Genomic DNA, 25,001 nt, shown 5'->3' on the forward strand with positions numbered 1-25,001 from the left:
TGCAGAATGACTGACGACCACGGGATCGACGCCTCGGCCACCCCCCGACGCGGCTACCGCCGAGTGCTGCTCAAGCTCGGCGGGGAGATGTTCGGGGGCGGTGGCCTCGGCGTCGATCCCAAGGTCGTCGAGACGGTGTCGCGCCAGGTCGCGGAGGTCGTCGCGAGCGGCGCCCAGATGGCGATCGTGATCGGCGGCGGGAACTTCTTCCGCGGATCGGAGCTGCAGCAGCGTGGCATGGACCGCTCCCGGGCGGACTACATGGGCATGCTCGCCACCGTCATGAACTGTCTCGCGCTCCAGGACTTCCTGGAGCGCGAACACCATCTCGACACCCGCGTGCAGACCGCCATCACGATGGGACAGGTCGCGGAGGCGTACATCCCCCGTCGCGCGATCCGGCACCTGGAGAAGGGCCGTGTGGTGATCTTCGGCGCCGGCGTCGGGATGCCCTACTTCTCCACCGACACCGCGGGGGCGCAGCGCGCGCTGGAGATCGGCTGCGAGGCGCTCCTGCTGGCCAAGGGGGTCGACGGCGTGTTCGACGCGGACCCGAAGACGAACCCCGACGCCACGATGTACCACGAGATCACCCACCGGGAGGTCCTGGAGCGCGGGCTCAAGGTCGCGGACGCCACCGCGTTCAGCCTGTGCATGGACAACCGGATGCCGATCATCGTCTTCAATCTGTTGACCGAGGGCAACATCGCCCGCGCGGTCGCAGGTGAGAGGATCGGCACGTTGGTGAGCACGCCCGAGAACTGACACCGAGAACCACGAACACCGCGGACCGAGCAAGCCTGGGGAGCAGCCGTGATCGACGAAGCCCTCTTCGACGCCGAGGAGAAGATGGAGAAGGCCGTCGCGGTGGCCAAGGACGATCTGGCCTCCGTCCGTACCGGCCGCGCCACTCCCAACATGTTCTCGAAGATCGTCGTCGACTACTACGGCGCCTACACGCCGCTCAACCAGCTCGCGTCGGTGAACATCCCCGAGGCGCGCATGGTCATCATCAAGCCGTACGACGCCAGCCAGCTCAGGGCGCTCGAGAAGGCGATCCGGGACTCGGACCTCGGCCTCAACCCCAGCAACGACGGGCAGATCATCCGCGTGGTGGTGCCGCAGCTGTCCGAGGAGCGCCGCCGGGACATGGTGAAGGTGGCCCGCGGCAAGGGCGAGGAGGCCCGGGTCACGGTCCGCAGCGTCCGGCGCAAGGCGATGGACGAGCTGCACCGCATCGTCCGGGACGGTGACGCGGGCGAGGACGAGGTCAGCCGTGCCGAGAAGGAGCTCCAGGCGACGGTGGACCGCTACGTCGCCCAGATCGACGAACTCGTCAAGCACAAGGAAGCCGAGCTCCTCGAGCTCTCGAGTCCGTGACCGCCTCCCCTCACGACGCCCCCGGCACTGCTCCGGTGACCTCGGACCTCCCCGGTGCGGACCTCCCGGGCGCCCCGCGCCCGCCGAGGTCCGCGCGGCTCGGCCGCAACCTGGTCGCGGCGATCGGTGTCGGCGTCGCGATGGGCGCGGTCATCATCTCCTCCCTGCTGATCGTCCGGCAGGCGTTCGTCATCGTGCTCGCGGTGGCCGCCGCCGTCGCCACCTGGGAGCTCGCCGGTGCGCTGCGCCGCGGCGCCGGGATCGAGGTCCCGCTGCCGGTGCTGCTCGTCGGCGGGCAGGCGATGATCTGGCTGGCCTGGCCGTTCGGGCTGCGCGGATCCGCCGTCGCCTTCGCGGTGACGGTGCTGGTCTCGCTGCTGTGGCGGATGCGCGGCGGCGCCCAGGGCTTCGTCCGGGACGTCGGCGCGGGCGTCTTCACCGCGGCCTACGTGCCCTTCTTCGTGTCCTTCGCGGTCATGCTCACCGTCACGCCGGACGGCGTCGGCCGCGTGCTCACCTTCATGATCTGCGTCGTGGCCTCGGACGTCGGCGGCTACGCGGCCGGTGTCATCGCGGGCCGGCACCCGATGGCACCCACGATCAGCCCCAAGAAGTCCTGGGAGGGCTTCGGCGGGTCGCTGATCGCCGGGATGGTCGCGGGCGCGCTGTGCGTCTTCTTCCTCCTCGACGGCGTGTGGTGGCTCGGCGCGATCACCGGTGCCGTGCTCGTCGTGACCGCGACCCTCGGGGACCTCACCGAGTCGCTGATCAAACGGGACATCGGCGTGAAGGACATGGGGGACCTGCTGCCCGGCCACGGCGGCCTGATGGACCGGATGGACTCGATGCTCCCGGCGGCGTTCGTGTCGTGGGCGCTGCTGAGCCTCGTGGTGCCGGTCGCTTGACCGCACGGTTCAAGGGGTTCGGCGGCCAGGTGAAGCCCGGACCGGCGATCCCCAGCCCCAACATCTGGCACTGGCCGGACGTCTACGCTCAGGAGAACGCCGCCCAGGACGCGGACGGCGCGATCTGGACCGCGCTGCGCGAGGCGGCGCCGTGGGCGGGCAAGGACGTCGTCGACGTCGGCTGCGGGGACGGTTTCCACCTGCCCGTGTTCGCGGCCGAGGCCGCGTCGGTCGTCGGGGTGGAGCCGCATCCGCCGCTGGTCGAGCGCGCCCGGGCGCGCGTCGCCGGCACCGGGATCGGCGTCCTGCGCGGCGGGGCCGAGGCGTTGCCGCTCCCGGACCGCAGCGCGGACGTCGTGCACGCCCGGACCGCGTACTTCTTCGGCGAGGGCTGCGAGCCGGGGCTCGCAGAGGCGGACCGGGTGCTGCGTCCCGGGGAGTGCTCGCGGTCGTCGACCTGGACTTCGCGGCGTCGCCCTACGGGGACTGGCTCCGCGCGGACCTGCCGACGTTCGATCCCGTCGTCGTCGAGCGGTTCTTCCACCGGCACGGCTTCCGCTCCCGCAGCGTCGACACCGTCTGGCGCTTCGAGGACCGGGCGACGCTCGGGTCGGTCCTCCGGATCGAGTTCTCGAAGGCTGTCGCGGACCGGGCCCTCGCGTCGACGCCCGGCCTCACGATCGAGGTCGGCTACCGGCTGCGGACGCGCCACCGACCCGCGACGCTGCTCCGTCCCTGATCAGGGCGCGCGGTCGGACGACCGTGATCTGCCCCCGTCACCGCCACGGGCTGTGCGGGTGAGCCCCTGGTCGGGGCGGTCAGGTTCGGGGGCACACGGGTTCGCCATGGGTGGTGCTCCTCGCCCCGTGGTGGGGCCCGGTCCGGTGTTGAACGGTCCTCTTCCCGGGTGGGGGCTGGGACCTGTGTGCGGTCCGCCGCTCGCTACCGTGGAGCGCATGAGCCGTACGGTGCGCGCGGTCGCGGGGATCCCCGTCCCCCATCTGGAGATCGTCCTGGGCGCCGTCGCGTGGGTCGCGGGCACGCTCGCCCTGCCCACGGGCGTCGGCACGGTGCTGATGGCCGCCGGCCTCGGCGTCACCGGGGTGTTGTGGGTGGCGGTGCGACGCCGGCACGGCCTGGGCGCGCGGCTGGACCGGGCGCTGCGGACACAGGTGCTCAGGCTCGGGCTCGGGGTTCTCGTCGCGCTCGTCGCGCTGGGCGTCGTGCTCCCGCTCGTGGGCGGCGGCTGGGGGAGCTGACGGTGCCGGCCGGCTGCGCGGTCGTCGGGGTGGCGATGTTCCCCCTGTCGTCGCTGCTCGCGGAGCGGTCCTACGTCGCGCTCGGCGGGCTCCTCGTCGTGCTGGCCGCGGTGGGCGCACTGCTCGCCCTGAACTCGGCGGGTGCGTCGCTCCCGCAGGGCGCCGTCGGGATCGTCGGCGCCCTGCTGCTGTGGCTCGCCTGCTGCCGCCGCATCGGCCTGTTCGGCGAGCTCCGCGCCCGCGTCGGGCGGTAGGACCGGACGGCTCCGCGTGGCCCGCCTCCCACCGGGCGGGCAACGGGCCGGCGAGCTGGCACAATGGGAGAGGTCATGCCTACCCCCCTGCCGCTCGTCTTCGACGAGCCGAAGCGCGCCCTTCCGCCCCGCCACCTCGCCGACCTCGCCCCGGCCGACCGCAAGGCCGCGGTGAGCGAGCTCGGCCTGCCAGGGTTCCGCGCGGACCAGCTCGCCCGGCACTACTTCGGCAGGCTCACCGCGGACCTCGACGAGATGACGGACCTGCCCGCCGCCGCGCGCCAGACGCTCGCGGCGCTGCTGCCGCCGCTGGTCACCCCGGTCACCGAGCAGGTCTGCGACGACGGCCAGACCCGCAAGTCCCTCTGGCGCGGCCACGACGGCGTGCTGGCCGAGTCCGTGCTGATGGGGTACCCCGACCGGACGACGGTCTGCATCTCCAGCCAGGCCGGGTGCGGAATGGCCTGCCCGTTCTGCGCCACCGGCCAGGGTGGGCTGCAGCGCAACCTGACCACGGGCGAGATCGTGGACCAGGTCCGCCAGGCCGCCCGCGCCGCCCGGGACGGGGTGCTGGGGAAGCCGACCCGCCTGTCCAACATCGTCTTCATGGGCATGGGGGAGCCGCTCGCGAACTACAAGCGGGTGGTCGCGGCCCTCCGACGGATCACCGAGCCCGCGCCGGAGGGACTGGGGATCTCCGCCCGCGGGGTCACGGTGTCCACGGTCGGGCTAGTCCCGGCGATCGACAAGCTCGCCGCCGAGGGCCTACCGGTCACCCTGGCCGTCTCCCTGCACTGCCCGGACGACGAGCTGCGGGACACCCTCGTGCCCGTCAACAACCGCTGGAACATCGCCGAGGTGCTGGGCGCCGCGCGGCGCTACGCGCAGGCCACCGGCCGTCGGGTCTCGATCGAGTACGCGCTGATCCGGGACGTCAACGACCAGCCGTGGCGGGCCGACCTGCTGGGGAAGGTCCTCCGCCAGCAGATCGGCGCCAAGCGGGTGCACGTCAACCTCATTCCGCTGAACCCCACGCCGGGCAGCGAGTGGGACGCGAGCCCCAAGCCCGTCGAGCGGGAGTTCGTCCGCCGGGTCGAGGCCGCCGGGATCTCCTGCACGGTCCGGGACACCCGGGGCCAGGAGATCGACGCCGCCTGCGGCCAGCTCGCCGCGACCGCCCGCCCCTGACGCTCGAGTGGCTCAAGCGTCCAGCAGCGACGCTTGAGCCACTCAAGCGGCAGGTTCGCCACGTGCAGCGCCGAGACGCGCTACAGCCGCTCGCCCGTCTCCGGGTTGAACAGGTGCAGGTCCTCGCTCGTCGGCGTCAGGGCGATCTGGTCATCCCGCCTCGCCCCCGACCGTCCCGCGGACCGCACGACGACCGGCGTCTGGTTCTCGTCGTCCAGGTGCGCGTAGAGGAACGCGTCGCTCCCGAGTTCCTCGACGACGTCGACCTGCGCCTTGACCCCACCGGCGCCGTCCCCGTCGCCGCCGACCGCCCACTGCTCCGGCCGGATGCCGAGGGTGATCGTGTCCAGGCCGGCGGCGGAGATCCTGGCGTGCAGGGACCGCGGCAGCGCGAGCTCGGACGAACCGATCCGCACGCCCTCCGCGCCGACCGGAAGCGTGAACAGGTTCATCGCCGGTGAGCCGATGAACCCGGCCACGAACACGTTGGCCGGCTTGTCGTAGAGCTCCGCGGGCGTGGCGAACTGCTGCAGCGCCCCGTCCTTGAGCAGCGCCACCCGGTCGCCCATCGTCATGGCCTCGACCTGGTCGTGCGTGACGTAGACGGTGGTGACGCCGAGCCGCCGCTGCATGGCCGCGATCTCGGTGCGGGTCGACACCCGCATCTTCGCATCGAGGTTGGACAGCGGCTCGTCCATCAGGAAGACCTGCGGCTCGCGGACGATCGCGCGACCCATCGCGACCCGCTGGCGCTGACCGCCGGAGAGGGCGCGCGGCTTGCGGTCCAGGTAGTCCGTGAGGCCGAGGACGTCCGCCGCCGCCTTCACCTTCTCCTGCTGGACGGCCTTGTCCACGCCCCGCATCTTCAGCGGGAACGCCATGTTCTCGCCGACGGTCTTGTTCGGGTAGAGCGCGTAGTTCTGGAACACCATCGCGATGTCCCGGTCGCGCGACGCCACCCCGACCATGTTCTTGCCGCCGATGCGGATCTGACCGGCGTCGATCTCCTCGAGACCGGCCAACATCCGCAGCGCGGTGGACTTGCCGGAACCGGACGGACCGACCAGGACGACGAACTCGCCGTCGTCGATGGTCAGGTCCAGCCGATTGACGGCGGGCTTCGCGCCGGGCGTGTAGATCCGCGACGCCTGATCGAACTCGACTTCAGCCACGACGGGCCCCCTTCACTTGGCTGGCCCCGGTCACTTCACGGCTCCGAAGGAGAGGCCCTGGACGAGCTTGTTCTGGGCGATCCACCCGGCGATGACGACGGGCAGGGCGACCATGGTGGCGGCCGCACACAGCTTGGCGAAGTACAGGCCCTCGGAGGTGATGAACCCGACGAGGAACACCGGCACCGTCGCGGCCCGCGCGGCGGTGAGGTTGACGGCGAAGAAGAACTCGTTCCACGCGAAGATCACGCAGATCAGCGCCGTCGCCGCCATGCCGGGGGAGACGACCGGGAGCACGACCTCGCGCAGCGAGCGGGCGAGCGAGGCACCGTCCATGCTCGCGGCCTCGAGGAGCTCCTTGGGCACCTCCTGGAAGAACGAGCGCATCATCCACACCGCGATCGGCAGGTTCATCGCCGTGTAGAGGATGACCAACGTCCAGATGTTGTCCAGCATGCCGATGTTGTTGACCGCGACGTAGATCGGCACGATCGCCGCGACGACCGGGAGCATCTTGGTGGAGATGAAGAAGAACAGGACGTCCTGCACCTTCTTCACCGGCCGCAGCGACACCGCGTACGCGGCGGGCGTGGCCAGCACCAGCACCAGGATCGTCGAGACGACCGTCGCGAACAGCGAGTTGAGCAGGTACGGGCCGATGCCGGCGGCGAACACCGCGCGGAACTGGTCGAGGGTGGGCGAGAAGAACAGCTTCGGCGGGGTGGTATAGGCGTCCGCCTCCTGCTTGAAGGCGGTGAGCACCATCCAGAGGATCGGGAAGAAGAACCCGATACCGACGATCCAGGCCAGCACGCTGAGCAGCGTGCTGCCGACGCTCCTCCTCGCCTTCGGGTTGAGTTGCTGCTCGTCGCCCCCGGCAGGAGTGACGGTGCGTTCGGGCGTCGCGGTGGCCATCACGACTCCTCTCCCGAGAAGCTGCGGAAGATCAGGCGCAGCGCGAACGTGGCGATGATGATGGTGGCCACGACGACCACCACGCCCATCGCCGCGGACTGTCCGATGTCGAAGCCCAGGAACGCGCGTTGGTAGATGTAGAAGGGCAGGTTCGCGCTGGCGATGCCCGGTCCGCCCTGGGTCATCATGTAGATCGCGTCGAACGTGTTGACCAGGTAGATCGCGCCGAGTACCAGGCCCAGCTCGATGAACCGGCGCAGGTGCGGCATCGTCACCTCGCGGAACACCGCGAAGGTCCCGGCCCCGTCGACCCGGGCCGCCTCCAGCACGTCGTGTGGCTGGCTCTGCAGCCCCGCGAGGGTCAGCAGCATCATGAACGGCGCCCACTGCCAGACCAGCGCGATCATCACCGAGGTCAGCGGGAACGTCGAGATCCAGTCCGTCTGACCGACGCCGAACGGCGAGAGGACGAAGTTGATCAGGCCGTAGGTCGGGTCGAACAGCACGGTCTTCCAGAGCAGCGCGGCTGCCACCGGCGTGATCAGGAACGGCGTGATCAGCAGCGTCCGGATGAAGCCCCGGCCGAAGAAGGCCCGGTCCAGGAGCAGCGCGAAGAACAGCCCCAGGATCATCGAGAAGATCACCGCGCCGGCGGTCAACACGACGGTGTTGAGCGCGACCTGGCGGAACTGGCTGTCCGTGAAGACGTTGACGTAGTTGTCCAGGCCCACGAACTGCCGGCTGCCCGGCCGGACGAGGTTCCAGGACTGCAGCGAGTAGTAGATGGTGAACAGGAACGGCAGCTGCGTGATGATGATCGTGAAGATCAGCGCCGGCAGCAGCGGCGCGCGACGGATCCACCCGTCGGCCCGCGATCCCGGTCCGCGCTCCGGCCGCCGCGGGGTGACCTCCGCGGGCCGCTCGGCTGTGACGGTCATGATTTCGCCTCCGCGGGAGTGTGTACGCCGGCGGTCATGAGCCCGCTCCCTGCCGTTTGTAGGAGTCGCCGACGGTCTGCGCATAGACCTGCGCCTGGTCCAGCGCCTCGTCGGTCGTCTGCTGGCCGGCGATGGCCGCCGACAGCTGCTGGCTGACCCGCGTCCCCAGGTCCTGGAACTCGGGGATCGCGACGAACTGAATGCCGGTGTAGGGCACCGGCTCGACGGTCGGCTTCTTCTGGTCGGCCGCCGCGATGGCGTCGAGCGTGGGCCGGGCGTAGGCCTTCGACGCCTCGACGTACTCCGGGATCTGGTAGGTCGACTGCCGCGCGCCGGGCGGCACGTGCTCCCAGCCCAGCTGTCGCCCGACCATCGGGCCGTACTCCTTGCTCGTCATCCAGGACAGGAACTTCCAGGTGTCCTCGGTGCTGCCCTTCTCGTCCGAGGTCTTCGGGATGGCGAGCGACCAGGCGTAGAGCCAGCCGGAGTTCGGCTTCACCACGATCGGTGCCGGCGCGTAGCCGACCTTGCCGGCGACCCGGCTCTCGTCCCGGTTCTCGACGATGCCGGCGGCGACCGTCGCGTCGTACCACATCGCAGCGTTGCCCTGGCTGAACTGCGTGCCGCACTCGCTGAACCCGCTGCCCGCGGCGCCGGGCTCGCCGTACTGACGGACCAGGTCGACATAGAAGTTCGCGGCCTGGCGGAACTGCGGTGACGTCAGCTGCGCGTTCCACTCCAGGTCGAACCAGCGGCCGCCGAAGGTGTTGGCGACGGTGTCGAACGGCGCCATGACCTCGCCCCAGCCGGGCTTGCCGCGCAGGCAGATGCCCGCCATGCCCTTGGCCGGGTCGTCCAGCTTCGCCGCGGCCGCGGCCACATCCTGCCACGTCGGCTGGGCCGGCATGCTGATCCCGGCCTGCTCGAGGAGATCCTTGCGGTACATGAGGAACGACGACTCGCCGTAGAACGGGACCGAGTACATGTGCCCGTCGGGGCCGGAGAGGGCCTCCCGGACGGCCGGGATGAAGTCGTTCTCGTCGTACCCCGGGCTCCGCGCCATGAGCGGGTCGAGGTCGACCAGCCATCCGTCGGCCGCCCACTGAGGCGTCTCGTAGTTCGAGATCATCACGGCGTCGAACTCGCCGCCGCCGGTGGCGACCGATGCAGTGATCTTCGCGCGGGCCTCGTTCTCCGACAGGCTCACGAACTTGAGCCGGATGCCCGGGTTCTCCTGCTCGAACTGCGGGGAGAGCTGGACGGCGTCCTGCATCTGCGGGTTGGAGACGATCGCGATGGTGATCGTGCGCTGGCCCTCGCCCCCGCCGCCGAGCGCGCCGGCTCCCGCGCAGCCCGTCACGGTCAGGAGCAGGGAGGCCAGCACGGCCAACGGGGCCGAGCGGGCCACCCGTGGCCGTCTCCGGGACTGCCGCCGCCCCGGCTCGTCGGGTGTCGATGTTCGTAGTCGGGCCACCATGCCCTCCTCGCTGACGCCGGTGGAGCTTGCACTCCCGAAGTCGAACGTGTCCTATATCACCATTTGCTGTACGGTAAACCCGAGTTAAGCGTTTGCGCAACGGCTTAACCTCTCGTGACCCGCGGAAGCGCGACCACCATCTCCGGGCGCGGTCCGTGATCAGGTCATGCTCTTGTCCAGGGAGATCGGGTTCCGGCGCGCCGGAGCGGCATGCGGAGGTGGAGCCATGGCGACCATGGCCGACGTGGCCCGGCTCGCCGGGGTCTCGATCGCGACGGTCTCGCACGTTCTCAACGGGACCCGGACGGTCCGTCCGGAGACCCGGGCGCAGGTGCTCGACGCGGTCCGGGTCGCGGACTACACGCCCAACACGGTCGCGCAGTCCCTGGCCACCGCCCGCACCAGGACGATCGGGCTCGCCCTCTCGGCGATCTCGAACCCGTACTTCGGCGAGCTGCTGCACGCCGTGGAGTCCGAGGCCGCGAAGGCCGGCTACACGCTGCTGCTCGTGGACCCGCACGAGGACCCGGATCTCGAGGACACGGTGGTGCGCAAGCTGCACGCCCGGCGCGTCGACGGGGTGCTGCTCGCGCCGTCGGCGGACCCGGGAGAGGCGCTGGAGTACCTGACGAACCGCGCGGTGCCCACCGTGCTGATCGACCGCCTGATCGACGACCGGATGGACCAGGTCGGTACGGAGAACGTCGAGGCGGTGGCCGGGCTCGTCGGACATCTGGCCGAGCGGGGCCACCGGCGGATCGCGCTGGTCGCGGGCCACCCCGGGCTCGCGACGACCGTCGAGCGCGTCGAGGGCTACGAGCGGGGGCTGAGCCGGCACGGGCTGGCGAAGGACCCCGCGCTGCTGGTCGACGGCCACTCGGACGCAGACCTCGCCCGCGCCGCCGTGCAACGCCTGCTGGACCTGGACCGCCCGCCGACCGCGATCGTCACCGGCAACAACTCCATGACCATCGGCGCGATGCAGGCGCTGCGGGACGCGAAGGTCGAGGTGCCGCGGGACATCGCACTCGTAGCGTTCGACGACTTCCCGTGGGCGGACCTGTTCGCCCCGCGGCTCACCGTCGTGGCGCAGCCTTTCGATCGGATCGGCCGGGAGGCGGTGCGGCTGCTGCTGCGCCGGATGGCGGACCCGTCCGCGACCCCGACGACGACGCGGATGACCCCGGGGTTCGTGCACCGGGACTCCTGCGGGTGCGGCCTGCCGGCGGCCGCTCGGCCCTGAGGGGACGACCCCGTCCGGGCGGTCCGGGAGTGCTCCAGGGCACACTGGTGCGGTGCAGCTGCCCGTGATGCCCCCCGTCGCCCCGATGCTGGCGAAGCCGGTCAAGGACATCCCGGAGGGCCAGCTCTACGAGCCGAAGTGGGACGGGTTCCGGTCGATCGTGTTCCGGGACGGGGCCGAGGTCGAGATCGGCAGCCGCAACGAGCGGCCGATGACCCGGTACTTCCCGGAGGTCGTCGAGGCCGTCCTCGCCAACTTCCCCGAACGGGCGGTGATCGACGGCGAGATCGTCGTCGCCGACACCGCGCGCAACACGCTGGACTTCGAGGCCCTGCAGCAGCGGATCCACCCGGCCGTGAGCCGGGTGACCATGCTGTCCGAGAAGACGCCGGCGAGCTTCATCGCGTTCGACGTGCTCGCCCTGGGCGACGACGACCTCACCGGGCGGCCGTTCGCGGAGCGTCGCGCGCTGCTCCAGGAGGCCCTGGCCGAGGCGGCGCCCCCGGTGCACGTCACGCCGCTGACCCGGGATGTCGAGACCGCGCGCCGCTGGTTCTCCCTGTTCGAGGGCGCCGGGCTGGACGGGCTCATCGCGAAGAGCCCGGACGTGGTCTACGAGCCGGACAGGCGGGTCATGAGCAAGATCAAGCACGAGCGGACCTGCGACTGCGTGGTCGCGGGGTACCGGGTGCACAAGTCCGGGCCGGATGTGATCGGCTCGCTGCTGCTCGGGCTGCACGACGAGCGCGGGGTGCTGAACTCCGTGGGCGTCGTCGGGGCGTTCCCGATGGCTCGCCGCCGCGAGCTGTTCACCGAGCTCCAGCCGCTCGTGACGGAGTTCGAGGGGCACCCGTGGAACTGGGCGGCCCACGAGCAGGGCGAGCGGACTCCGCGGAAGAACGAGACGAGCCGCTGGAACGCGGGCAAGGACCTGTCGTTCATCCCGTTGCGTCCGGAGCGGGTCGTGGAGGTCCGCTACGACTACATGGAGGGCGTGCGGTTCCGGCACACGGCGCAGTTCGTCCGCTGGCGTCCGGACCGCGACCCGGAGTCCTGCACCTACGCGCAGCTGGAGCGCCCCGTCTCGTTCGACCTCGCCGGGGTGCTCGCCGGCGGCTGAGCCCGGCGCCCGTCGCGGCGTCGACGGCGGTCGGATCTCGGCGCCGGTCGGATCTCGGCGCTGGTCGGATATCGGCGGGACGGGCATCCTGACCGGGTGAACCCCGAGCACCGGCACGGACCCGGCTGCGATCACGACGCCGAGGACCGGCCGATCGGCTGGTGGGTCAAGCAGGTCGATCGGATGATCGAGGAGTCCTTCGACCGGCTGCTCGCCGGCGAGGGCATCGGGCGCCGGCACTGGCAGGCACTCAACGCCGTCGCCGGCGGGGCGGACACGCCGGCCGCCCTGGACGCCGCGCTCGCACCGTTGCGGGCCGCGGGCCCGCCCCCGCCGTGATCCTGGACCAGCTGGTCTCGCGCGGCTGGGTGCAGAACGCGGCCGGCCGGATCAGGGTCACGCCCGCCGGCTCCGCGGCGCGCGGCCGGCTGATCGTCGCGGTCCGGGACCACCGGGCGAGGATCACCGAGGGCGTGGGCGAGGCGGAGTACCGGACGACGGTCGCCACCCTGCGGCGCATGAGCCGCAATCTGTCCTGAGAGCCTTGCCTGGTGCCCCGCTTCACCGCCGCCGAGCTCGAGGCCGCCCGCTCACGTCTGCTCCCGGACGTCCTCCCCGGGCCGGGCGACCCGCCGTTGCGGGTGCTGTTCTGCGGTATCAACCCCGGCCTCGTCTCCGCGGCGACCGGTCACCACTTCGCCCGGCCCGGGAACCGGTTCTGGCCGGTCCTGCACGGCGCCGGCTTCACCCCGCGGCTGCTGCGGCCGGACGAGCAGGGGCTGCTCCCGGAGTGGGGGATCGGCATCACGAACATGGCCGCCCGCGCGACCGCCCGGGCGGACGAGCTGAGCGCCGCCGAGATCGTCGAGGGCGGGCTGGTCCTGCGGGCGCTGGTCGAGCAGCAGGCGCCGCGTTGGCTGGCCGTGGTCGGCATCGGGGCCTACCGGACGGCGTTCGGCGCGAAGGGGGCCGTCGTGGGACCGCAGGAGTCGATGCTCGGACCGACGCGGATCTGGGTGCTGCCCAACCCGTCGGGCCTCAACGCCCACTGGTCCCGGGCGGCGATGGTCGAGGAGTTCGGGCGGCTGCGGGCCGCGGCCGGCTGAGCCCGGCGTTCAGACCGCGTCGAGGTCCGGGGGTTCCTCGGCGGGGGCGTCCTTCGCGTCCCGGTCCGCCCACTCCAGCAGCGGGTCGATCGCGAAGACGGCGTCGTCGATGCCGGCGTGCAGGTCCCCGAGCTCGGCGAAGCGGGCGGGCATCGTGGCGATCGTGAAGTCCCCGGGCTCGGCGTCGTCGATCTCGTCCCAGCGGATCGGGGCGGAGACGACGGCCTCGGGCACGCCGCGCACCGAGTAGGCGGCGGCGATCGTGTGGTCCCGGGCGTTCTGGTTGTAGTCCACGAAGATCGACTTCGGGTCCCGGTCCTTGCGCCACCAGCTCAGGTCCACCACGTCGCCGGCGCGCCGGCCGACCTCCTTGGCGAACGCGTGCGCGGCCCGCCGGACGTCGGCGAACCCGTGCTCCGGGGCGATCCGCACGTAGACGTGCATCCCCTTGCCGCCGGAGGTCTTCGGGAAGCCGGTGGCGCCCAGCTCGTCGAGGACCTCGTGGGCGACGTGCGCGACCCGGCGGACGTCCGCATAGGTCGCGTCCGGCATCGGGTCGAGGTCGATGCGCCACTCGTCCGGTTGCTCGACGTCGGGCTTGCGGGAGTTCCAGGGATGGAACTCCACCGTGGACATCTGCACGGCCCAGACGACGTCCGCGACGTGCTGCACGCACAGCTCGTCCGCGGTGCGGTTCCAGCGCGGGAAGTGGATCCGGACGGTCTCGACCCAGTCCGGGGCGCCCCGCGGCAGCCGCTTCTGGTGCACCTTCTCGCCGGTCACGCCGGTGGGGAAGCGGTGCAGCATGCACGGACGGTCCCGCAGGGCGCGGACGATCCCGTCCCCGACGCTCAGGTAGTAGCGCGCGAGGTCCAGCTTGGTCTCGCCCCGCGCCGGGAAGTACACGCGATCGGGGCTGGAGATCCGGACCGTCCGGTCGCCGGCCGCGATCTCGACCGGTGCGCCGGCCGGGTCCTTGGCGGCCACGGGCCGGTTCCTGGTCGGACCTGGCCGGTCAGCGCCGCCAGGAGTGCCGCTTGCGGACGGACCCCCACACGACGGCGCCGATGATGGCGACGGCCGGCAGGACCATCCAGAGGATCTCGGTGGCGCTGACGTGGTGCCCGATCAGCATGATCGGCAGCAGGATCGCCGAGATGACGGCCGCGAGGGGCGTCGCCTTGGGGAAGGTGCCGTGCCAGCCCCACTCGGCCGACGGCTCCTCCTCCGGGTCCACCGCCGGTCGCTTCGCCAGCTCCCGCGAGTTGCTCGCCACGTCTGCACCCCTCTTCGTGCCCGTCCAGGTCGGGCCTCATCGTCGCACAACATGCGAACGGGGATGATGGCGCCGGAGGGTGAGATCCGTGCGGGTCCTCCCCGAGGTGTGAGAGAGGTGCCATGACCGACGGAGCCGGGCCGCGTTCGCTGGTCCTGCTGGGTTCCACGGGCTCGATCGGGACCCAGGCGCTCGACGTGGTGGACGCAGCGCCGGGCCGGTTCACGATCGCCGGGCTCGCGGCCGGCGGAGGCGACGTCTCCCTGCTCGCCGCCCAGGTGCGGGCCCACGACGTCCGCCGGGTCGCCGTCGCGCGCCCGGAGGCGGCGGCCGAGCTGCGCGAGGCGGTTCCCGGTCTCGAGGTCCTGGAGGGCCCGGACGCGGCGACCGAACTGACCGCGACCACCCCCGCGGACGTCGTGCTCAACGGCATCACGGGCTCCCGCGGGCTCGGCCCGACGCTGGCGGCCCTGCGGTCGGGGGCCACCCTCGCGCTCGCGAACAAGGAGTCCCTGGTCGCGGGCGGGCCGCTGGTGCTCGACGCCGCCGCGCCCGGCCAGATCGTGCCGGTGGACTCCGAGCACTCCGCGATGGCCCAGTGCCTGCGCGGCGGCACCCCGGACGAGGTCGCGCGGCTCGTGCTGACGGCGTCCGGCGGACCGTTCCGCGGGCGCCCGCGCCGCGACCTCGAGCACGTGTCGGTCGCCGACGCGCTGAAGCACCCGACCTGGGACATGGGCCCGGTCGTCACGATCAACTCGTCGACGCTGGTGAACAAGGGTCTCGAGCTGATCGAGGCGCACCTGCTCTTCGGGGTCCCGTACGACCGGATCGACGTCGTCGTCCACCCGCAGTCGATCGTGCACTCGATGGTCACCTTCACCGACGGGTCGACGATCGCCCAGGCCAGCCCGCCGGACATGCGGCTCCCGATCGCGCTCGCGCTGGCCTGGCCCGCCCGCGTGCCCGGGGCGGCCCGCCCGTGCGCCTGGGACCTCGCGCAGAGCTGGACCTTCGAACCCCTCGACGACGACGCGTTCCCCGGCGTGCGGCTGGCCCGCGCGGCGGGGGAGCGGGGCGGCTGCCTGCCCGCCGTCTACAACGCGGCCAACGAGGAGCTCGTCGCCGCGTTCGTCGCAGGCACACTGGGTTACACGGGCATCACGGACGAGCTGGAGCGCGTGCTGGCCGCGGCCGACGGGTGGGCGGGGGATCCCGCTACCGTGGCCGACGTGCTGGCTGCCGAGGACTGGGCGCGCGCTCATGCGCGCGAGCGGGTCAGGGCTCACGAGCGGAACGGAGCGAGGACCACCGCATGGTGATGACGATCGTCGGGATCGTGATCTTCTTCCTGGGGATCCTGTTCTCGATCGCCTGGCACGAGCTGGGCCACTTCGCGACCGCGCGGTGGTTCGGGATCAAGGTGCCCGAGTTCATGGTCGGGTTCGGGAAGACGGTCTGGTCGAAGCGGGTCGGCGAGACCGAGTTCGGGGTGAAGGCCGTCCCGATGGGCGGCTACATCCGCATGATCGGGATGATGCCGCCGGCCAAGGGCGAGCGGTACGGCCGCAGCCGGCGTACCGGGCCGTTCCAGGGCCTGATCGACGACGCCCGCCAGGCCTCGGCCGTCGACGTCGGCCCGGAGGACGCGGACCGGCAGTTCTACACCCGCCCGCCGTGGAAGCGGATCATCGTCATGGCCGCCGGCCCGGCGATGAACCTGATCCTCGCGGTGGTGTTGTTCGCGATCGTGCTCATGGGCTTCGGCCGGATGACGGCGACGACGACGGTCAGCGAGGTCAGCGCCTGCGTGCTGCCGGCGACGGCCACCCGGCAGGACGCCTGCCCGCCCGGCGCCCCCCTCACGCCGGCCGCCGCGGCCGGGTTCCAGGCGGGCGACAAGATCGTCGCCTTCAACGGCGTGCGCTACGACACCTGGGACGACCTGCAGCTGGCCATCCGGGCGGCGAGCGGGACCGTGCAGGTCACGGTGGAGCGCAACGGGCAGGAGCAGGTCCTCACGCCGACCCTGGTCACCACCGAGCGCCTGGACCTGAACGACCCGAACAAGCTGGTTCCCGTGGGCTTCCTCGGTGTCGGCCCGGTCGCGGAGGTCCAGCGGCAGAGCATCTCCGACGTCGGCGCGACGATGGGCTCGGTGATCTCCGAGGTCGGGCAGAAGCTCGTTCAGCTGCCGCAGCGCGTGCCGAACCTGTTCGGCTCGGTGTTCCTGGGCGAGGAGCGTTCGCAGGACTCACCGGTGGGCATCGTCGGCGCTTCCCGGATCGGCGGCCAGATCCTCGCCAGCGACGCGCCTCCCGGCCAGGAGATCGCGTCGATGCTCACCCTGCTCGCGCTGGTGAACATCTCGCTAGGCCTGTTCAACCTGTTGCCGATCCCGCCGCTGGACGGCGGGCAGATCTTCCCGGCGATCTGGGAGGCGATCCGGCGGCGGTTCGCGGCGCTGCGCGGGCGGCCGGACCCGGGTCCCGTCGACGTCGCACGGCTGCTGCCGATCGCCTACACGGTGGCGTTGATCTTCGTCGCGTGGAGCGCGCTGGTCCTGGTGGCGGACGTCATCAACCCCGTTCGGCTCTAGACGAGAGGCGTTCGGAGGCGGCGGGGATACTGGGGGATGATCCTCCCCAGCTCCCCTGGCCCCGCGGGCGGTGCGGCCCGACCGTGAGCACCGCACATCCGACCAACGGGGCCCGGCCCGTGGCCGTCTTCGACATCGACGGCGTCCTCGCCGACGTGACCCACCGTCTGCACCACCTGCGCGCGCGCCCGCCGCGCTGGGAGCGCTTCTTCGCCGAGGCGGACGTCGACCCGCTGCTCGACGAGGGCGCGGGCCGGCTGCGGGCCGCCCAGGCGGGCCACGACGTGATCTACCTGACCGGCCGCCCGGAGCGCAACCGGCGGCTCACCGAGCGTTGGCTGGCCGGGCACGACCTGCCGACCGGCCCGCTGTACATGCGCGAGGACGACGACTACCGCCCCGCCCGGATGATGAAGCGCCAGGTGCTGCGCCGGCTCGGCCGGAGCCGGAAGATCGCGTCGGTGATCGACGACGATCCCGCCGTCGTCGACCTGCTGAAGGCGGACGGCTGGCCGATCGAGCTCGCGACCTGGCTGCCGCACTCGTCGACCCTGCAGGACGCCCAGGAGCGGAAGGGGCGTACGTAGCCGCTCGTGCGCGTTTCTCGCTGCCCTGGTGGCGATTTCCGCGCACGAGTGCCGGAGGCGTAGATCACGGCCTCCGTCGGTGGCGATCGGCGGGGCAGGTGGATACTGGAGGTCGTGAGCGTCTCCCTGGGTATGCCGTCGACTCCCGCACCGACCCTCGCGCCGCGCCGGAAGACCCGGCAGCTGCAGGTCGGTCCGGTCGGGGTGGGCAGCGAGCACCCGATCTCGGTCCAGTCCATGACCACCACGCTGACCTCCGACGTCAACGCCACCCTGCAGCAGATCGCCGAGCTCACCGCCTCGGGCTGCGACATCGTGCGGGTGGCCTGCCCCAGCCAGGACGACGCCGACGCGCTGCCCGCGATCGCGCGCAAGTCCCAGATCCCGGTGATCGCGGACATCCACTTCCAGCCGAAGTACGTCTTCGCCGCGATCGAGGCCGGCTGCGCCGCGGTCCGGGTGAACCCGGGCAACATCCGCAAGTTCGACGACCAGGTCAAGCAGATCGCGCAGGCCGCGAAGGACCACGGCACCCCGATCCGGATCGGCGTCAACGCCGGCTCGCTGGACAAGCGCCTGCTGGCCAAGCACGGCAAGGCCACGCCCGAGGCGCTCGCCGAGTCCGCCCTGTGGGAGGCGAGCCTCTTCGCCGAGCACGACTTCCACGACATCAAGATCTCGGTCAAGCACAACGACCCGGTCGTCATGGTGCGCGCCTACGAGCTGCTCGCCGAGCAGTGCGACTACCCGCTGCACCTCGGCGTCACCGAGGCCGGGCCGGCGTTCCAGGGCACGATCAAGTCCGCCGTCGCGTTCGGCGCGCTGCTGCGCCAGGGCATCGGGGACACGATCCGCGTCTCGCTCTCGGCACCGCCGGTCGAGGAGATCAAGGTCGGCACGCAGATCCTGCAGTCGCTGAACCTGCGCCCGCGCAAGCTCGAGATCGTCTCCTGCCCGTCCTGCGGGCGGGCCCAGGTCGACGTCTACACCCTCGCCGAGCAGGTCACCGCCGGGCTCACCGGCATGGAGGTCCCGCTGCGCGTCGCCGTCATGGGCTGCGTCGTCAACGGCCCGGGGGAGGCCCGCGAGGCGGACCTCGGCGTCGCGTCCGGCAACGGCAAGGGCCAGATCTTCGTCAAGGGTGAGGTCATCAAGACCGTCCCCGAGCACGCCATCGTCGAGACCCTGATCGAGGAGGCGCTCAAGATCGCCGAGGGGATGGAGCTCGAGGGCGAGCCGCAGGTGACCGTCGGATGAGCTCCCGGGCCCACGCCGCACGAGGCGCTGCGCTCTCCACTACTGCCAACGGATGATCCATGGACACCGCCCGCGGTAGCGGCGATCCGGGAATGGGAATCGCCGGCCGGGTATGGCACCGTAAAGGGGTGCTGAGGGTCGCCGGTGCCCGGCTGCTCGACGATCGGGATCGCGGTGGTGTGCGCGCGGCGCTGGACGCCGATCCCGTGGCCGCCTGCATGGTGGCCGCCCGGGTGGAGATCGCCGGGCTGGACCCGTGGCGGCTCGGCGGAGAGCTCTGGGCCGTCGGCTCCCGGATGGAGGGGCTCTGCTTCTCCGGGGCCAACCTCGTGCCGCTGCGGGGCGAGCGTTCGGCCATCCGCGCCTTCGCGGACCGCGCCCGCCGGCACGGCCGCGCGTGCTCGTCGCTGGTCGGCCGCGCCGAGCTGGTGCTGCCGCTCTGGGAGGACCTCGCGCCCGGCTGGGCGCCCGCCCGCGAGGTGCGCGCGGACCAGCCGCTGATGGTGCTCGCCGGCCCGCCGACCGTCCGGCCCGACATGCAGGTGCGCCCGGTGCGGATCGAAGAACTCGACCGCTACCTGCCCGCTGCCATCGCCATGTTCACCGAGGAGGTGGGCATCGACCCCCGCGCGGGGGACGGCGGCGTCGGCTACCGGGCCCGGGTCGCCGAGCTCGTTTCCGCGGGCCGCGCCTTCGCCCGGTTCGAGGACGGCGAGGTCGTCTTCAAGGCCGAGATCGGCGCGCTGTCGTCCCGGGTCGGACAGATCCAGGGTGTCTGGGTGCATCCGGACCGCCGCGGCCAGGGCCTCGGCATGCTGGGCACCGCCGCGGTCGCGGCGCGGCTCGCGGCGTGGGGCAAGATCTCGAGCCTCTACGTCAACGGCTTCAACCACCGGGCCCGGGCCACGTACGACCGGATCGGGTTCCAGCAGGTCGCGAGCTTCGCGACCGTTCTCTTCTGAACCCACGAACGGCACTCTCGTGCGGTAGGTCCGCACAGAGTGCCGTTCGTGAGAGCGAGGGGCCGATCAGGAGAAGAAGAGCTTCTCCTGCTCCTCGCGTAGCTGGTCGATCAGCCGGCCCGGGGGCAGGGTGACGTCCGCGTAGGTCAGGACCTCGTCCTTCGCCACGTCGCGCAGCAGCGTGCAGCCCACGGCCACGCCCATCGGCAGCAGGTTCTCCGCCCGGGTGACGGGGGTGGACTCCGCGACGCCGTAGGTGTCGTACTCGCCGAGGCCGTCGAGCACCTGCCCGGCCCTCAGGTCCCGCTTCGCCGTGGTGACGACGTCGACCTTCGGGGCCCCGGCCGGGACGAGCGCGGCGTCGGCGAAGTCCACGGCGCGTGCGACGCTGTTCGGGACCTCGAAGTGGCACAGGTGGTACGGCGTGTAGAAGCTGTAGAGCGGGCCCTTGCCCAGCTTGTAGAGCTCCAGGTAGTGCCGCTGCTTCGGGTCGTCGTGCGTGCCGAGGACGTAGACGCCGGGACCGGGCCTGGAGCCGACCACGTAGTCGATGATCCCGCCGAGCTCACGCAGCTCGTCGATGTCGTAGGCCTCGGTCAGCTCGTCGACGTGCCCGGCGTGGTCCCGCCCGTACATGCCGCGCTTCGGCACGGTCAGACCGAAGGCGTTGGCCACGATGGCCTGCTCGAAGCTGATCTTGGTGCCGTCGGCGAAGCTGGTGACCATCGCGGGGTCCTGGCCCCAGCGCTCCGCGAACGCCTTCTGCGTCGTCGGGTTGCGGTAGGGATCCTGCAGCCCCTTGACGTTGCCCGCGACGAGCGGGGTGACGCCGAGGCCCTGCACGAAGCGGATCAGGTTGCCCTGCACGCCGGGCTGGTCCCCGTCCGCGCCGGTGAGCACGACGCCCGCGGCCTTGGCGCGCACCGCGAGCAGCGGGCCCACCGTGGCGTCGAGCTCGGCGTTCATGGTGACGACCGGCAGCCCGCGCTCGATCGCCGCGACGGTGATCCGCGCGCCGAACTCCACAGCGCCGGTGACGTCCACGATGCAGTCCACGTGCACGGACTTGAGCAGCTCGAACGCGTCCTGCAGGACGGCCGGCTCACCCTTCTCGATCGCGTGGTCGAGCGCCGACGCGTCCTCCACGACGGTGGGCTCGAGGCCCGCCTCGGTGAAGGCGCGCCGCCCGTTCGCGAGCGTCCGGTTGGCGATGGCCACCAGGCGCATGCCGGGGACGGAGTTGACGATCTGGTTGGCCAGCCCGCGGCCCATGAAGCCCGAGCCGATCATGCCGACGCGGATCGGCCGGTTCTCCTCCTCCCGCCTGCGCAGCGCGGTGTCGATGATCAGCATCAGCGCGCCTCGACCGACAGCTCGGTGCCGATTCCCGCTGTCGCTCCGCTTCCCGGGGTGAGCAGCGGCCAGCTCGCGTCCTTGTCCGAGATCGTCGTGACCTCGTGCGGCCACTCGACCGCCAACGTCGGGTCGTCCCAGCGCAGGCCGCGCTCGGCGCCCGGCGTGTACGGGGTGCTCACCTGGTACATCGTGGCGGCGCCGTCGGTGAGGGTGAGGTACGCGTGCCCGAAGTTCTTCGGGATGTACATCGCCCGGTAGTTGTCCTCGGTCAGCTCGGCGCCGAAGTGCTGCAGGTAGGTCGGGGAATCGGGACGCAGGTCCACGATCACGTCGTAGATCGCGCCGCGGAAGCAGCGGATGACCTTGACCTCGGCGTTGGGCTCCAGCTGGTAGTGGAACCCGCGCAGCGTGCCCGCCTTGTGGTTGTACGAGATGTTGCACTGCGCGATGGCCGGGTCGAGCCCGGCCTCGGCGAACTCGTCGACGCAGAAGGCCCGGGCGAAGAACCCCCGGTCGTCGGAGAGCCGCTTGAGATCGATCAGCGCCGAACCGGGGAGCGGATTCGGATGGATGTCCATGGGGGAGATGCGTCCCGTCCTGTCGGAGGCGTTACGGGGATCTTCATGGTAGTGAAGCCGCTTCTCCGTCGAGGAGCAGACCTGTGGTCGGCAGATGCCGGGCGGTCCCGGCGAGGCTGCCGAACGGTCGGCAGGGTGTCTCGGCATACTCCGGGGGTGCCCGGTCCCCTCCGTCCCGCCCGCCCGTTCCGTGCGCTCCGTGTCCTGACGGTCACGCTGGTGGTCCTGGCCGGCGTCGCCGGATGCGGCCTCTTCGGCGACGACGGCCCGACGGAGACCGCCGAGAAGTTCCTCGCGGCCTGGAGCCGGGGGACGACGCCGGGGCCGCGGCCCTGACGGACGACCCGGACGCCGCGAGGCAGTCGCTCGCCCAGGCGCGGACGGCGCTCGCCCCGGCCGCGATCACCACCGAGGTCGCTCAGGTGCGCACCGCGACCGAGCGCTCGACGGCGTCGGTGAACATCACCTGGGACCTCGGTCAGAACCGCCGCTGGACCTACCTCGGCGGGTTCGAGATGCACCCCGCGGAGACGGACACGGGCTGGCAGGTGCGCTGGGCGCCGACGGTCGTGCACCCACAGCTCGCGACCGGTCAGCGGCTCGCGCTGCGGACGGACGTCCCGGACCCGGCCCCGGTCGTCGACCGCAACGGCGTCCCGCTGCTGGCCCCGACGACCGTGGTGAACATCCTGCTGGACCGCAAGGCCGCCGGCGACCTCGACTCCGTCACCGGGACCCTGGCGCAGGCGCTGCGCCCGATCGACCCGGAGATCACCGCGCAGACGATCACCGACGGTGCGGCGAAGGTCCCCGACGGCCAGGCCTACACCGTCGCCGTGCTGCGGGAGACGGACTACAACGGCGTCAAGACCGCGATCCACGACCTGCCGGGCGTGCGGTTCACCTCCTCGTCACGGCTGCTCGGGCCGTCTGCCGGATTCGGCAGCCAGGTGCTCCCGCCGGTGCGGTCCGAGGTCGCGTCGCAGGTGGACGGCGTCGCAGGCTGGTCCGTCGCCGCCGTCGACTCGTCCGGTGGCACGGTCGGCACACTGACCGAGACCCCGCCGACGCCCGGCGCGACGGTCGGGGTGAGCCTGGACCGGACAATCCAGTCCGCCGCCGAGGACGCCGTCGAGGCGATCCCGCAGCAGGCCGCGATCGTCGCGATCCAGCCGTCGACCGGGGACATCCTCGCGGCGGCGCAGAACGGGCCGGCGGACGCCGCGGGCGCGATCGCGTTCACCGGCCGGTACCCACCGGGCTCCACCTTCAAGATCGTGACGGCAACGGCGGGCGTGGAGCGGCTCGGTCTGACGGGCACCACGCCCGAGGCCTGCCCGGGCACGACCGTCATCGGCGGTCGCCCGGTGCCCAACGAGAACAGGTTCGACCTCGGCACGGTCCCGCTGTCGACGGCGTTCGCCCAGTCCTGCAACACCACGTTCGCCCGGATCGGGGCCCAGCTGCCCCCGGACGCGCTCACGACCGCCGGCCTGCAGCTCGGCTTCGGCGCGGACTTCGGTATCCCCGGCCTCACCACGGTGACGGGCTCGGTGCCGCCCGCCGACGACCAGGTCCAGCGCGCCGAGGACGGCTTCGGCCAGGGCCAGGTCGTCGCGACGCCGTTCGGGATGGCCCTGGTCGCCGCGACCGTCGCGCACGGCGCCCCGGTCACCCCGCAGCTGATCCGGGGGCGCGCCACCGAGACCGTCACACCCGCGACGGCGCCGGACCAGGCCGCGCTCGCACAGCTGCGGCCGATGATGCGCCAGGTCGTCACCGAGGGGACCGCGACGCTGCTGCGGGGGTCCGGTGAGGTGTACGGGAAGACCGGCACCGCGGAGTACAGCCAGGGCGGCGTCAACCGGGCGCACGGTTGGTTCGTCGGGTACCGCGGGGACGTCGCGTTCGCGATCCTCGTGGTCGACGGCGGCTCGTCCAGCGTCGCGGTCAAGGCGGCCCAACCGTTCCTGGCGGCCTTCAGCTCCTGACCCATCCGCCGACGTCCGCGTTGTGGAGCCACAACGCGGTTTTCGAGGCGTTCTCGTCGCGTTGTGGAGCCATGACGCGGAGGTCGGAGCGGGGATTGCGCGAGGGTTCTAGGCTGGGGGCGTGCGCCGTCCCCCAATCCCCGCCCTCGCGCTGATCGCAGACGCCGTCGCCGTGGTGGTGTTCGCGGCGATCGGGCGGTCGAGCCACGCCGAGGCGGACAGCATCGTCGGCCTGGTCGGCACCGCCGCCCCGTTCCTGGTGGGCCTCGGCGCCTCGTGGGCGTCGCGCCGGGTGCGGGCGGACCCGCCCGGGCTGGGGGCGGGCGTCGTCGTACTCCTCGGGACGGTGGTGATCGGGCTCGCCCTGCGCGCCGCGTTCCTGCAGCGGCTGCCACTGAGCTTCGCGATCGTCACCACGATCTCCTTGGCCGTGCTGTTGCTCGGCTGGCGAGGCTTGTCCATGCTGGTCGCCCGCGTCTCGGTGAAGCGCGGAGCGCTGCGTCACTGACGGGCCCGTCCGGCAGCACCGCCGCCGGCACCCGACCTACACTGGACCCGTGGCTTCACCTGCTCTCCTGGTCCCCGGCACCCCCACGCCGATCCGCACCGTCCCCGCGCACATCCCGCGGCCGGAGTACGTCGGCAAGAAGGCCCCGGCCGCGAACCGCGACTCGGACGTCCAGCCGCCGGAGGTCATCGAGGCCATGCGGATCGCGAGCCGCATCGCCGCGCAGGCGCTGCAGGTCGGCGGCGAGGCCGTCAAGCCCGGTGTGACCACCGACGACGTCGACCGGGTGGTCCACGACTTCCTGGTGGACCACGACGCCTACCCCTCGACGCTGGGCTACCGCGGCTTTCCGAAGTCCTGCTGCACCAGCCTCAACGAGGTCATCTGCCACGGGATCCCGGACACCACCGTGATCAACGACGGGGACATCGTCAACATCGACGTCACCGCGTTCATCGGCGGCGTCCACGGGGACTGCAATGCCACCTTCCTCGCGGGGAACGTCTCCGAGGAGGACCGCCTCCTCGTCGAGCGCACCCACGAGGCGACGATGCGCGCGATCAAGGCGGTGAAGCCGGGCCGCGAGCTGAACGTCGTCGGCCGGGTCATCGAGTCCTACGCGAAGCGCTTCGGCTACGGCGTCGTCCGGGACTTCACCGGCCACGGCATCGGCCGCTCCTTCCACAGTGGGCTCGTGGTGCTGCACTACGACCAGCCGGACATCCACATCGAGCTCGAGCCGGGCATGACGTTCACGATCGAGCCGATGATCACCCTGGGCACCATCGACTACGACATCTGGCCGGACGACTGGACCGTGGTGACCAAGGACCACAAGCGCACGGCGCAGTTCGAGCACACGATCCTGGTGACGGCGGACGGCGCGGAGATCCTCACCCTGCCCTGATCCGGTGGCTCGCGGGCCGACCC

The 25,001-nt window shown here is 71.7% G+C and carries 28 protein-coding genes and 1 pseudogene; 21 read left to right on the forward strand and 8 right to left on the reverse strand.

Annotated elements, in window-relative coordinates:
* The first annotated feature begins 6 nt into the window (after positions 1 to 6).
* The 7 genes and pseudogenes from pyrH (at position 7) to rlmN (ending at position 4,986) form a co-directional block, all read left to right on the forward strand.
* Complete coding sequence (gene pyrH, locus WBK50_RS06970) at positions 7 to 765, forward strand: UMP kinase (protein WP_341334796.1); 759 nt, start codon at positions 7 to 9, stop codon at positions 763 to 765.
* A 48-nt stretch (positions 766 to 813) separates the two neighbouring features.
* On the forward strand, positions 814 to 1,380 hold the full coding sequence (gene frr, locus WBK50_RS06975) for a ribosome recycling factor (protein WP_341334797.1): 567 nt from the start codon (positions 814 to 816) through the stop codon (positions 1,378 to 1,380).
* Positions 1,381 to 1,415: 35 nt separating this feature from the next.
* Entirely contained in the window at positions 1,416 to 2,285 is an 870-nt protein-coding gene (locus WBK50_RS06980) for a phosphatidate cytidylyltransferase (RefSeq protein ID WP_341339323.1), read from the forward strand.
* A pseudogene (locus WBK50_RS06985) lies at positions 2,282 to 3,024 on the forward strand (class I SAM-dependent methyltransferase). The gene WBK50_RS06980 and the pseudogene WBK50_RS06985 overlap by 4 nt, the downstream one beginning before the upstream one ends.
* 217 nt (positions 3,025 to 3,241) lie before the next feature.
* On the forward strand, positions 3,242 to 3,544 hold the full coding sequence (locus tag WBK50_RS06990) for a hypothetical protein (protein ID WP_341334798.1): 303 nt from the start codon (positions 3,242 to 3,244) through the stop codon (positions 3,542 to 3,544).
* 2 nt (positions 3,545 to 3,546) lie between these two features.
* Positions 3,547 to 3,798 carry a hypothetical protein gene (locus WBK50_RS06995; RefSeq protein WP_341334799.1) on the forward strand — a complete coding sequence of 84 codons (252 nt, stop codon included), beginning with the start codon at positions 3,547 to 3,549 and terminating at the stop codon, positions 3,796 to 3,798.
* A 75-nt stretch (positions 3,799 to 3,873) separates the two neighbouring features.
* A complete protein-coding gene (gene rlmN / locus WBK50_RS07000) occupies positions 3,874 to 4,986 on the forward strand; it encodes a 23S rRNA (adenine(2503)-C(2))-methyltransferase RlmN (protein ID WP_341334800.1) in 1,113 nt (370 codons plus the stop codon).
* A gap of 80 nt (positions 4,987 to 5,066) precedes the next feature.
* Here the strand turns inward: rlmN and WBK50_RS07005 are convergent, their stop codons facing one another.
* Genes WBK50_RS07005 through WBK50_RS07020 form a run of 4 tightly spaced genes read right to left on the reverse strand, consistent with a single transcriptional unit; the run spans position 5,067 to position 9,488 of the window.
* Positions 5,067 to 6,158 (reverse strand): ABC transporter ATP-binding protein, encoded by a 1,092-nt coding sequence (locus WBK50_RS07005; RefSeq protein ID WP_341334801.1) that lies wholly within the window; start codon positions 6,156 to 6,158, stop codon positions 5,067 to 5,069.
* Positions 6,159 to 6,188: 30 nt separating this feature from the next.
* Complete coding sequence (locus tag WBK50_RS07010) at positions 6,189 to 7,073, reverse strand: carbohydrate ABC transporter permease (RefSeq protein ID WP_341334802.1); 885 nt, start codon at positions 7,071 to 7,073, stop codon at positions 6,189 to 6,191.
* On the reverse strand, positions 7,073 to 8,011 hold the full coding sequence (locus WBK50_RS07015) for a carbohydrate ABC transporter permease (RefSeq protein WP_341334803.1): 939 nt from the start codon (positions 8,009 to 8,011) through the stop codon (positions 7,073 to 7,075). The genes WBK50_RS07010 and WBK50_RS07015 overlap by 1 nt, the downstream gene beginning before the upstream one ends.
* Before the next feature lie 34 nt (positions 8,012 to 8,045).
* Positions 8,046 to 9,488, reverse strand: coding sequence for an ABC transporter substrate-binding protein (locus WBK50_RS07020; RefSeq protein ID WP_445942231.1), 1,443 nt, complete (start codon positions 9,486 to 9,488; stop codon positions 8,046 to 8,048).
* Between the two features lie 226 nt (positions 9,489 to 9,714).
* On the opposite strand from WBK50_RS07020, the gene WBK50_RS07025 reads away from it, so the two are divergent.
* From WBK50_RS07025 to mug, 5 genes are all read left to right on the forward strand, one after another.
* Complete coding sequence (locus tag WBK50_RS07025; RefSeq protein WP_341334805.1) at positions 9,715 to 10,731, forward strand: LacI family DNA-binding transcriptional regulator; 1,017 nt, start codon at positions 9,715 to 9,717, stop codon at positions 10,729 to 10,731.
* A 52-nt stretch (positions 10,732 to 10,783) separates the two neighbouring features.
* Positions 10,784 to 11,851, forward strand: a complete 1,068-nt coding sequence (locus WBK50_RS07030; RefSeq protein ID WP_341334806.1) for an ATP-dependent DNA ligase — start codon at positions 10,784 to 10,786, stop codon at positions 11,849 to 11,851.
* A gap of 96 nt (positions 11,852 to 11,947) precedes the next feature.
* Complete coding sequence (locus tag WBK50_RS07035) at positions 11,948 to 12,190, forward strand: hypothetical protein (protein WP_341334807.1); 243 nt, start codon at positions 11,948 to 11,950, stop codon at positions 12,188 to 12,190.
* A complete protein-coding gene (locus WBK50_RS07040) occupies positions 12,187 to 12,390 on the forward strand; it encodes a hypothetical protein (RefSeq protein ID WP_341334808.1) in 204 nt (67 codons plus the stop codon). The genes WBK50_RS07035 and WBK50_RS07040 overlap by 4 nt, the downstream gene beginning before the upstream one ends.
* Positions 12,391 to 12,399: 9 nt before the next feature.
* Positions 12,400 to 12,957 carry a G/U mismatch-specific DNA glycosylase gene (mug, locus tag WBK50_RS07045; RefSeq protein WP_341339324.1) on the forward strand — a complete coding sequence of 186 codons (558 nt, stop codon included), beginning with the start codon at positions 12,400 to 12,402 and terminating at the stop codon, positions 12,955 to 12,957.
* 9 nt (positions 12,958 to 12,966) lie between these two features.
* Here the strand turns inward: mug and ligD are convergent, their stop codons facing one another.
* Together ligD and WBK50_RS07055 are read right to left on the reverse strand one after the other, a co-directional pair.
* Positions 12,967 to 13,944 (reverse strand): non-homologous end-joining DNA ligase, encoded by a 978-nt coding sequence (gene ligD, locus WBK50_RS07050; protein WP_341334809.1) that lies wholly within the window; start codon positions 13,942 to 13,944, stop codon positions 12,967 to 12,969.
* Positions 13,945 to 13,972: 28 nt separating this feature from the next.
* Complete coding sequence (locus tag WBK50_RS07055) at positions 13,973 to 14,233, reverse strand: DUF2631 domain-containing protein (RefSeq protein WP_341334810.1); 261 nt, start codon at positions 14,231 to 14,233, stop codon at positions 13,973 to 13,975.
* 122 nt (positions 14,234 to 14,355) lie between these two features.
* Between WBK50_RS07055 and dxr the strand changes: the two genes are divergently transcribed.
* From dxr to WBK50_RS07080, 5 genes are all read left to right on the forward strand, one after another.
* Positions 14,356 to 15,555, forward strand: a complete 1,200-nt coding sequence (gene dxr / locus WBK50_RS07060) for a 1-deoxy-D-xylulose-5-phosphate reductoisomerase (RefSeq protein WP_341334811.1) — start codon at positions 14,356 to 14,358, stop codon at positions 15,553 to 15,555.
* Positions 15,549 to 16,832, forward strand: coding sequence for a M50 family metallopeptidase (locus WBK50_RS07065; protein ID WP_341334812.1), 1,284 nt, complete (start codon positions 15,549 to 15,551; stop codon positions 16,830 to 16,832). Before dxr ends, WBK50_RS07065 begins: the two co-directional genes overlap by 7 nt.
* An 83-nt stretch (positions 16,833 to 16,915) precedes the next feature.
* Complete coding sequence (locus WBK50_RS07070; RefSeq protein WP_341334813.1) at positions 16,916 to 17,419, forward strand: phosphatase domain-containing protein; 504 nt, start codon at positions 16,916 to 16,918, stop codon at positions 17,417 to 17,419.
* Positions 17,420 to 17,533: 114 nt separating this feature from the next.
* The gene (ispG, locus tag WBK50_RS07075) at positions 17,534 to 18,676 is read left to right on the forward strand and encodes a flavodoxin-dependent (E)-4-hydroxy-3-methylbut-2-enyl-diphosphate synthase (protein WP_341334814.1); all 1,143 of its coding nucleotides are present in this window, start codon (positions 17,534 to 17,536) and stop codon (positions 18,674 to 18,676) included.
* Between the two features lie 128 nt (positions 18,677 to 18,804).
* Positions 18,805 to 19,638 carry a GNAT family N-acetyltransferase gene (locus tag WBK50_RS07080; protein WP_341334815.1) on the forward strand — a complete coding sequence of 278 codons (834 nt, stop codon included), beginning with the start codon at positions 18,805 to 18,807 and terminating at the stop codon, positions 19,636 to 19,638.
* 66 nt (positions 19,639 to 19,704) lie between these two features.
* On the opposite strand, the gene WBK50_RS07085 is transcribed toward WBK50_RS07080, so the two are convergent.
* Together WBK50_RS07085 and WBK50_RS07090 are read right to left on the reverse strand one after the other, a co-directional pair.
* Positions 19,705 to 20,991 carry an NAD(P)H-dependent oxidoreductase gene (locus tag WBK50_RS07085; RefSeq protein ID WP_341334816.1) on the reverse strand — a complete coding sequence of 429 codons (1,287 nt, stop codon included), beginning with the start codon at positions 20,989 to 20,991 and terminating at the stop codon, positions 19,705 to 19,707.
* On the reverse strand, positions 20,991 to 21,572 hold the full coding sequence (locus tag WBK50_RS07090) for a dTDP-4-dehydrorhamnose 3,5-epimerase family protein (protein ID WP_341334817.1): 582 nt from the start codon (positions 21,570 to 21,572) through the stop codon (positions 20,991 to 20,993). The genes WBK50_RS07085 and WBK50_RS07090 overlap by 1 nt, the downstream gene beginning before the upstream one ends.
* 156 nt (positions 21,573 to 21,728) lie before the next feature.
* On the opposite strand from WBK50_RS07090, the gene WBK50_RS07095 reads away from it, so the two are divergent.
* The 4 genes from WBK50_RS07095 to map all read left to right on the forward strand — a co-directional run bounded on the left by WBK50_RS07095 (position 21,729) and on the right by map (position 24,978).
* Positions 21,729 to 21,908, forward strand: coding sequence for a hypothetical protein (locus tag WBK50_RS07095; protein WP_341334818.1), 180 nt, complete (start codon positions 21,729 to 21,731; stop codon positions 21,906 to 21,908).
* An 86-nt stretch (positions 21,909 to 21,994) separates the two neighbouring features.
* A complete protein-coding gene (locus WBK50_RS07100; protein ID WP_341334819.1) occupies positions 21,995 to 23,563 on the forward strand; it encodes a penicillin-binding transpeptidase domain-containing protein in 1,569 nt (522 codons plus the stop codon).
* A gap of 121 nt (positions 23,564 to 23,684) precedes the next feature.
* A complete protein-coding gene (locus WBK50_RS07105) occupies positions 23,685 to 24,071 on the forward strand; it encodes a DUF3054 domain-containing protein (protein ID WP_341334820.1) in 387 nt (128 codons plus the stop codon).
* A 49-nt stretch (positions 24,072 to 24,120) separates the two neighbouring features.
* Positions 24,121 to 24,978 (forward strand): type I methionyl aminopeptidase, encoded by an 858-nt coding sequence (map, locus tag WBK50_RS07110; protein ID WP_341334821.1) that lies wholly within the window; start codon positions 24,121 to 24,123, stop codon positions 24,976 to 24,978.
* Positions 24,979 to 25,001: the final 23 nt, after the last annotated feature.

This window comes from Pseudonocardia sp. T1-2H, from assembly GCF_038039215.1.
GTDB lineage: Bacteria > Actinomycetota > Actinomycetes > Mycobacteriales > Pseudonocardiaceae > Pseudonocardia.

What these genes read in the sequence shown, in the direction of transcription:
- dxr (WP_341334811.1), top strand. Translation starts at nt 14,356, where the DNA reads ATGACCGACGGAGCCGGGCCGCGTTCGCTGGTCCTGCTGGGTTCCACG.
- WBK50_RS07020 (WP_445942231.1), bottom strand. Translation starts at nt 9,488, where the DNA reads ATGGTGGCCCGACTACGAACATCGACACCCGACGAGCCGGGGCGGCGG.
- WBK50_RS07010 (WP_341334802.1), bottom strand. Translation starts at nt 7,073, where the DNA reads ATGGCCACCGCGACGCCCGAACGCACCGTCACTCCTGCCGGGGGCGAC.
- WBK50_RS06990 (WP_341334798.1), top strand. Translation starts at nt 3,242, where the DNA reads ATGAGCCGTACGGTGCGCGCGGTCGCGGGGATCCCCGTCCCCCATCTG.
- WBK50_RS07015 (WP_341334803.1), bottom strand. Translation starts at nt 8,011, where the DNA reads ATGACCGTCACAGCCGAGCGGCCCGCGGAGGTCACCCCGCGGCGGCCG.
- WBK50_RS07085 (WP_341334816.1), bottom strand. Translation starts at nt 20,991, where the DNA reads ATGCTGATCATCGACACCGCGCTGCGCAGGCGGGAGGAGGAGAACCGG.
- WBK50_RS07025 (WP_341334805.1), top strand. Translation starts at nt 9,715, where the DNA reads ATGGCGACCATGGCCGACGTGGCCCGGCTCGCCGGGGTCTCGATCGCG.
- rlmN (WP_341334800.1), top strand. Translation starts at nt 3,874, where the DNA reads ATGCCTACCCCCCTGCCGCTCGTCTTCGACGAGCCGAAGCGCGCCCTT.
- pyrH (WP_341334796.1), top strand. Translation starts at nt 7, where the DNA reads ATGACTGACGACCACGGGATCGACGCCTCGGCCACCCCCCGACGCGGC.
- WBK50_RS07065 (WP_341334812.1), top strand. Translation starts at nt 15,549, where the DNA reads ATGGTGATGACGATCGTCGGGATCGTGATCTTCTTCCTGGGGATCCTG.
- WBK50_RS07090 (WP_341334817.1), bottom strand. Translation starts at nt 21,572, where the DNA reads ATGGACATCCATCCGAATCCGCTCCCCGGTTCGGCGCTGATCGATCTC.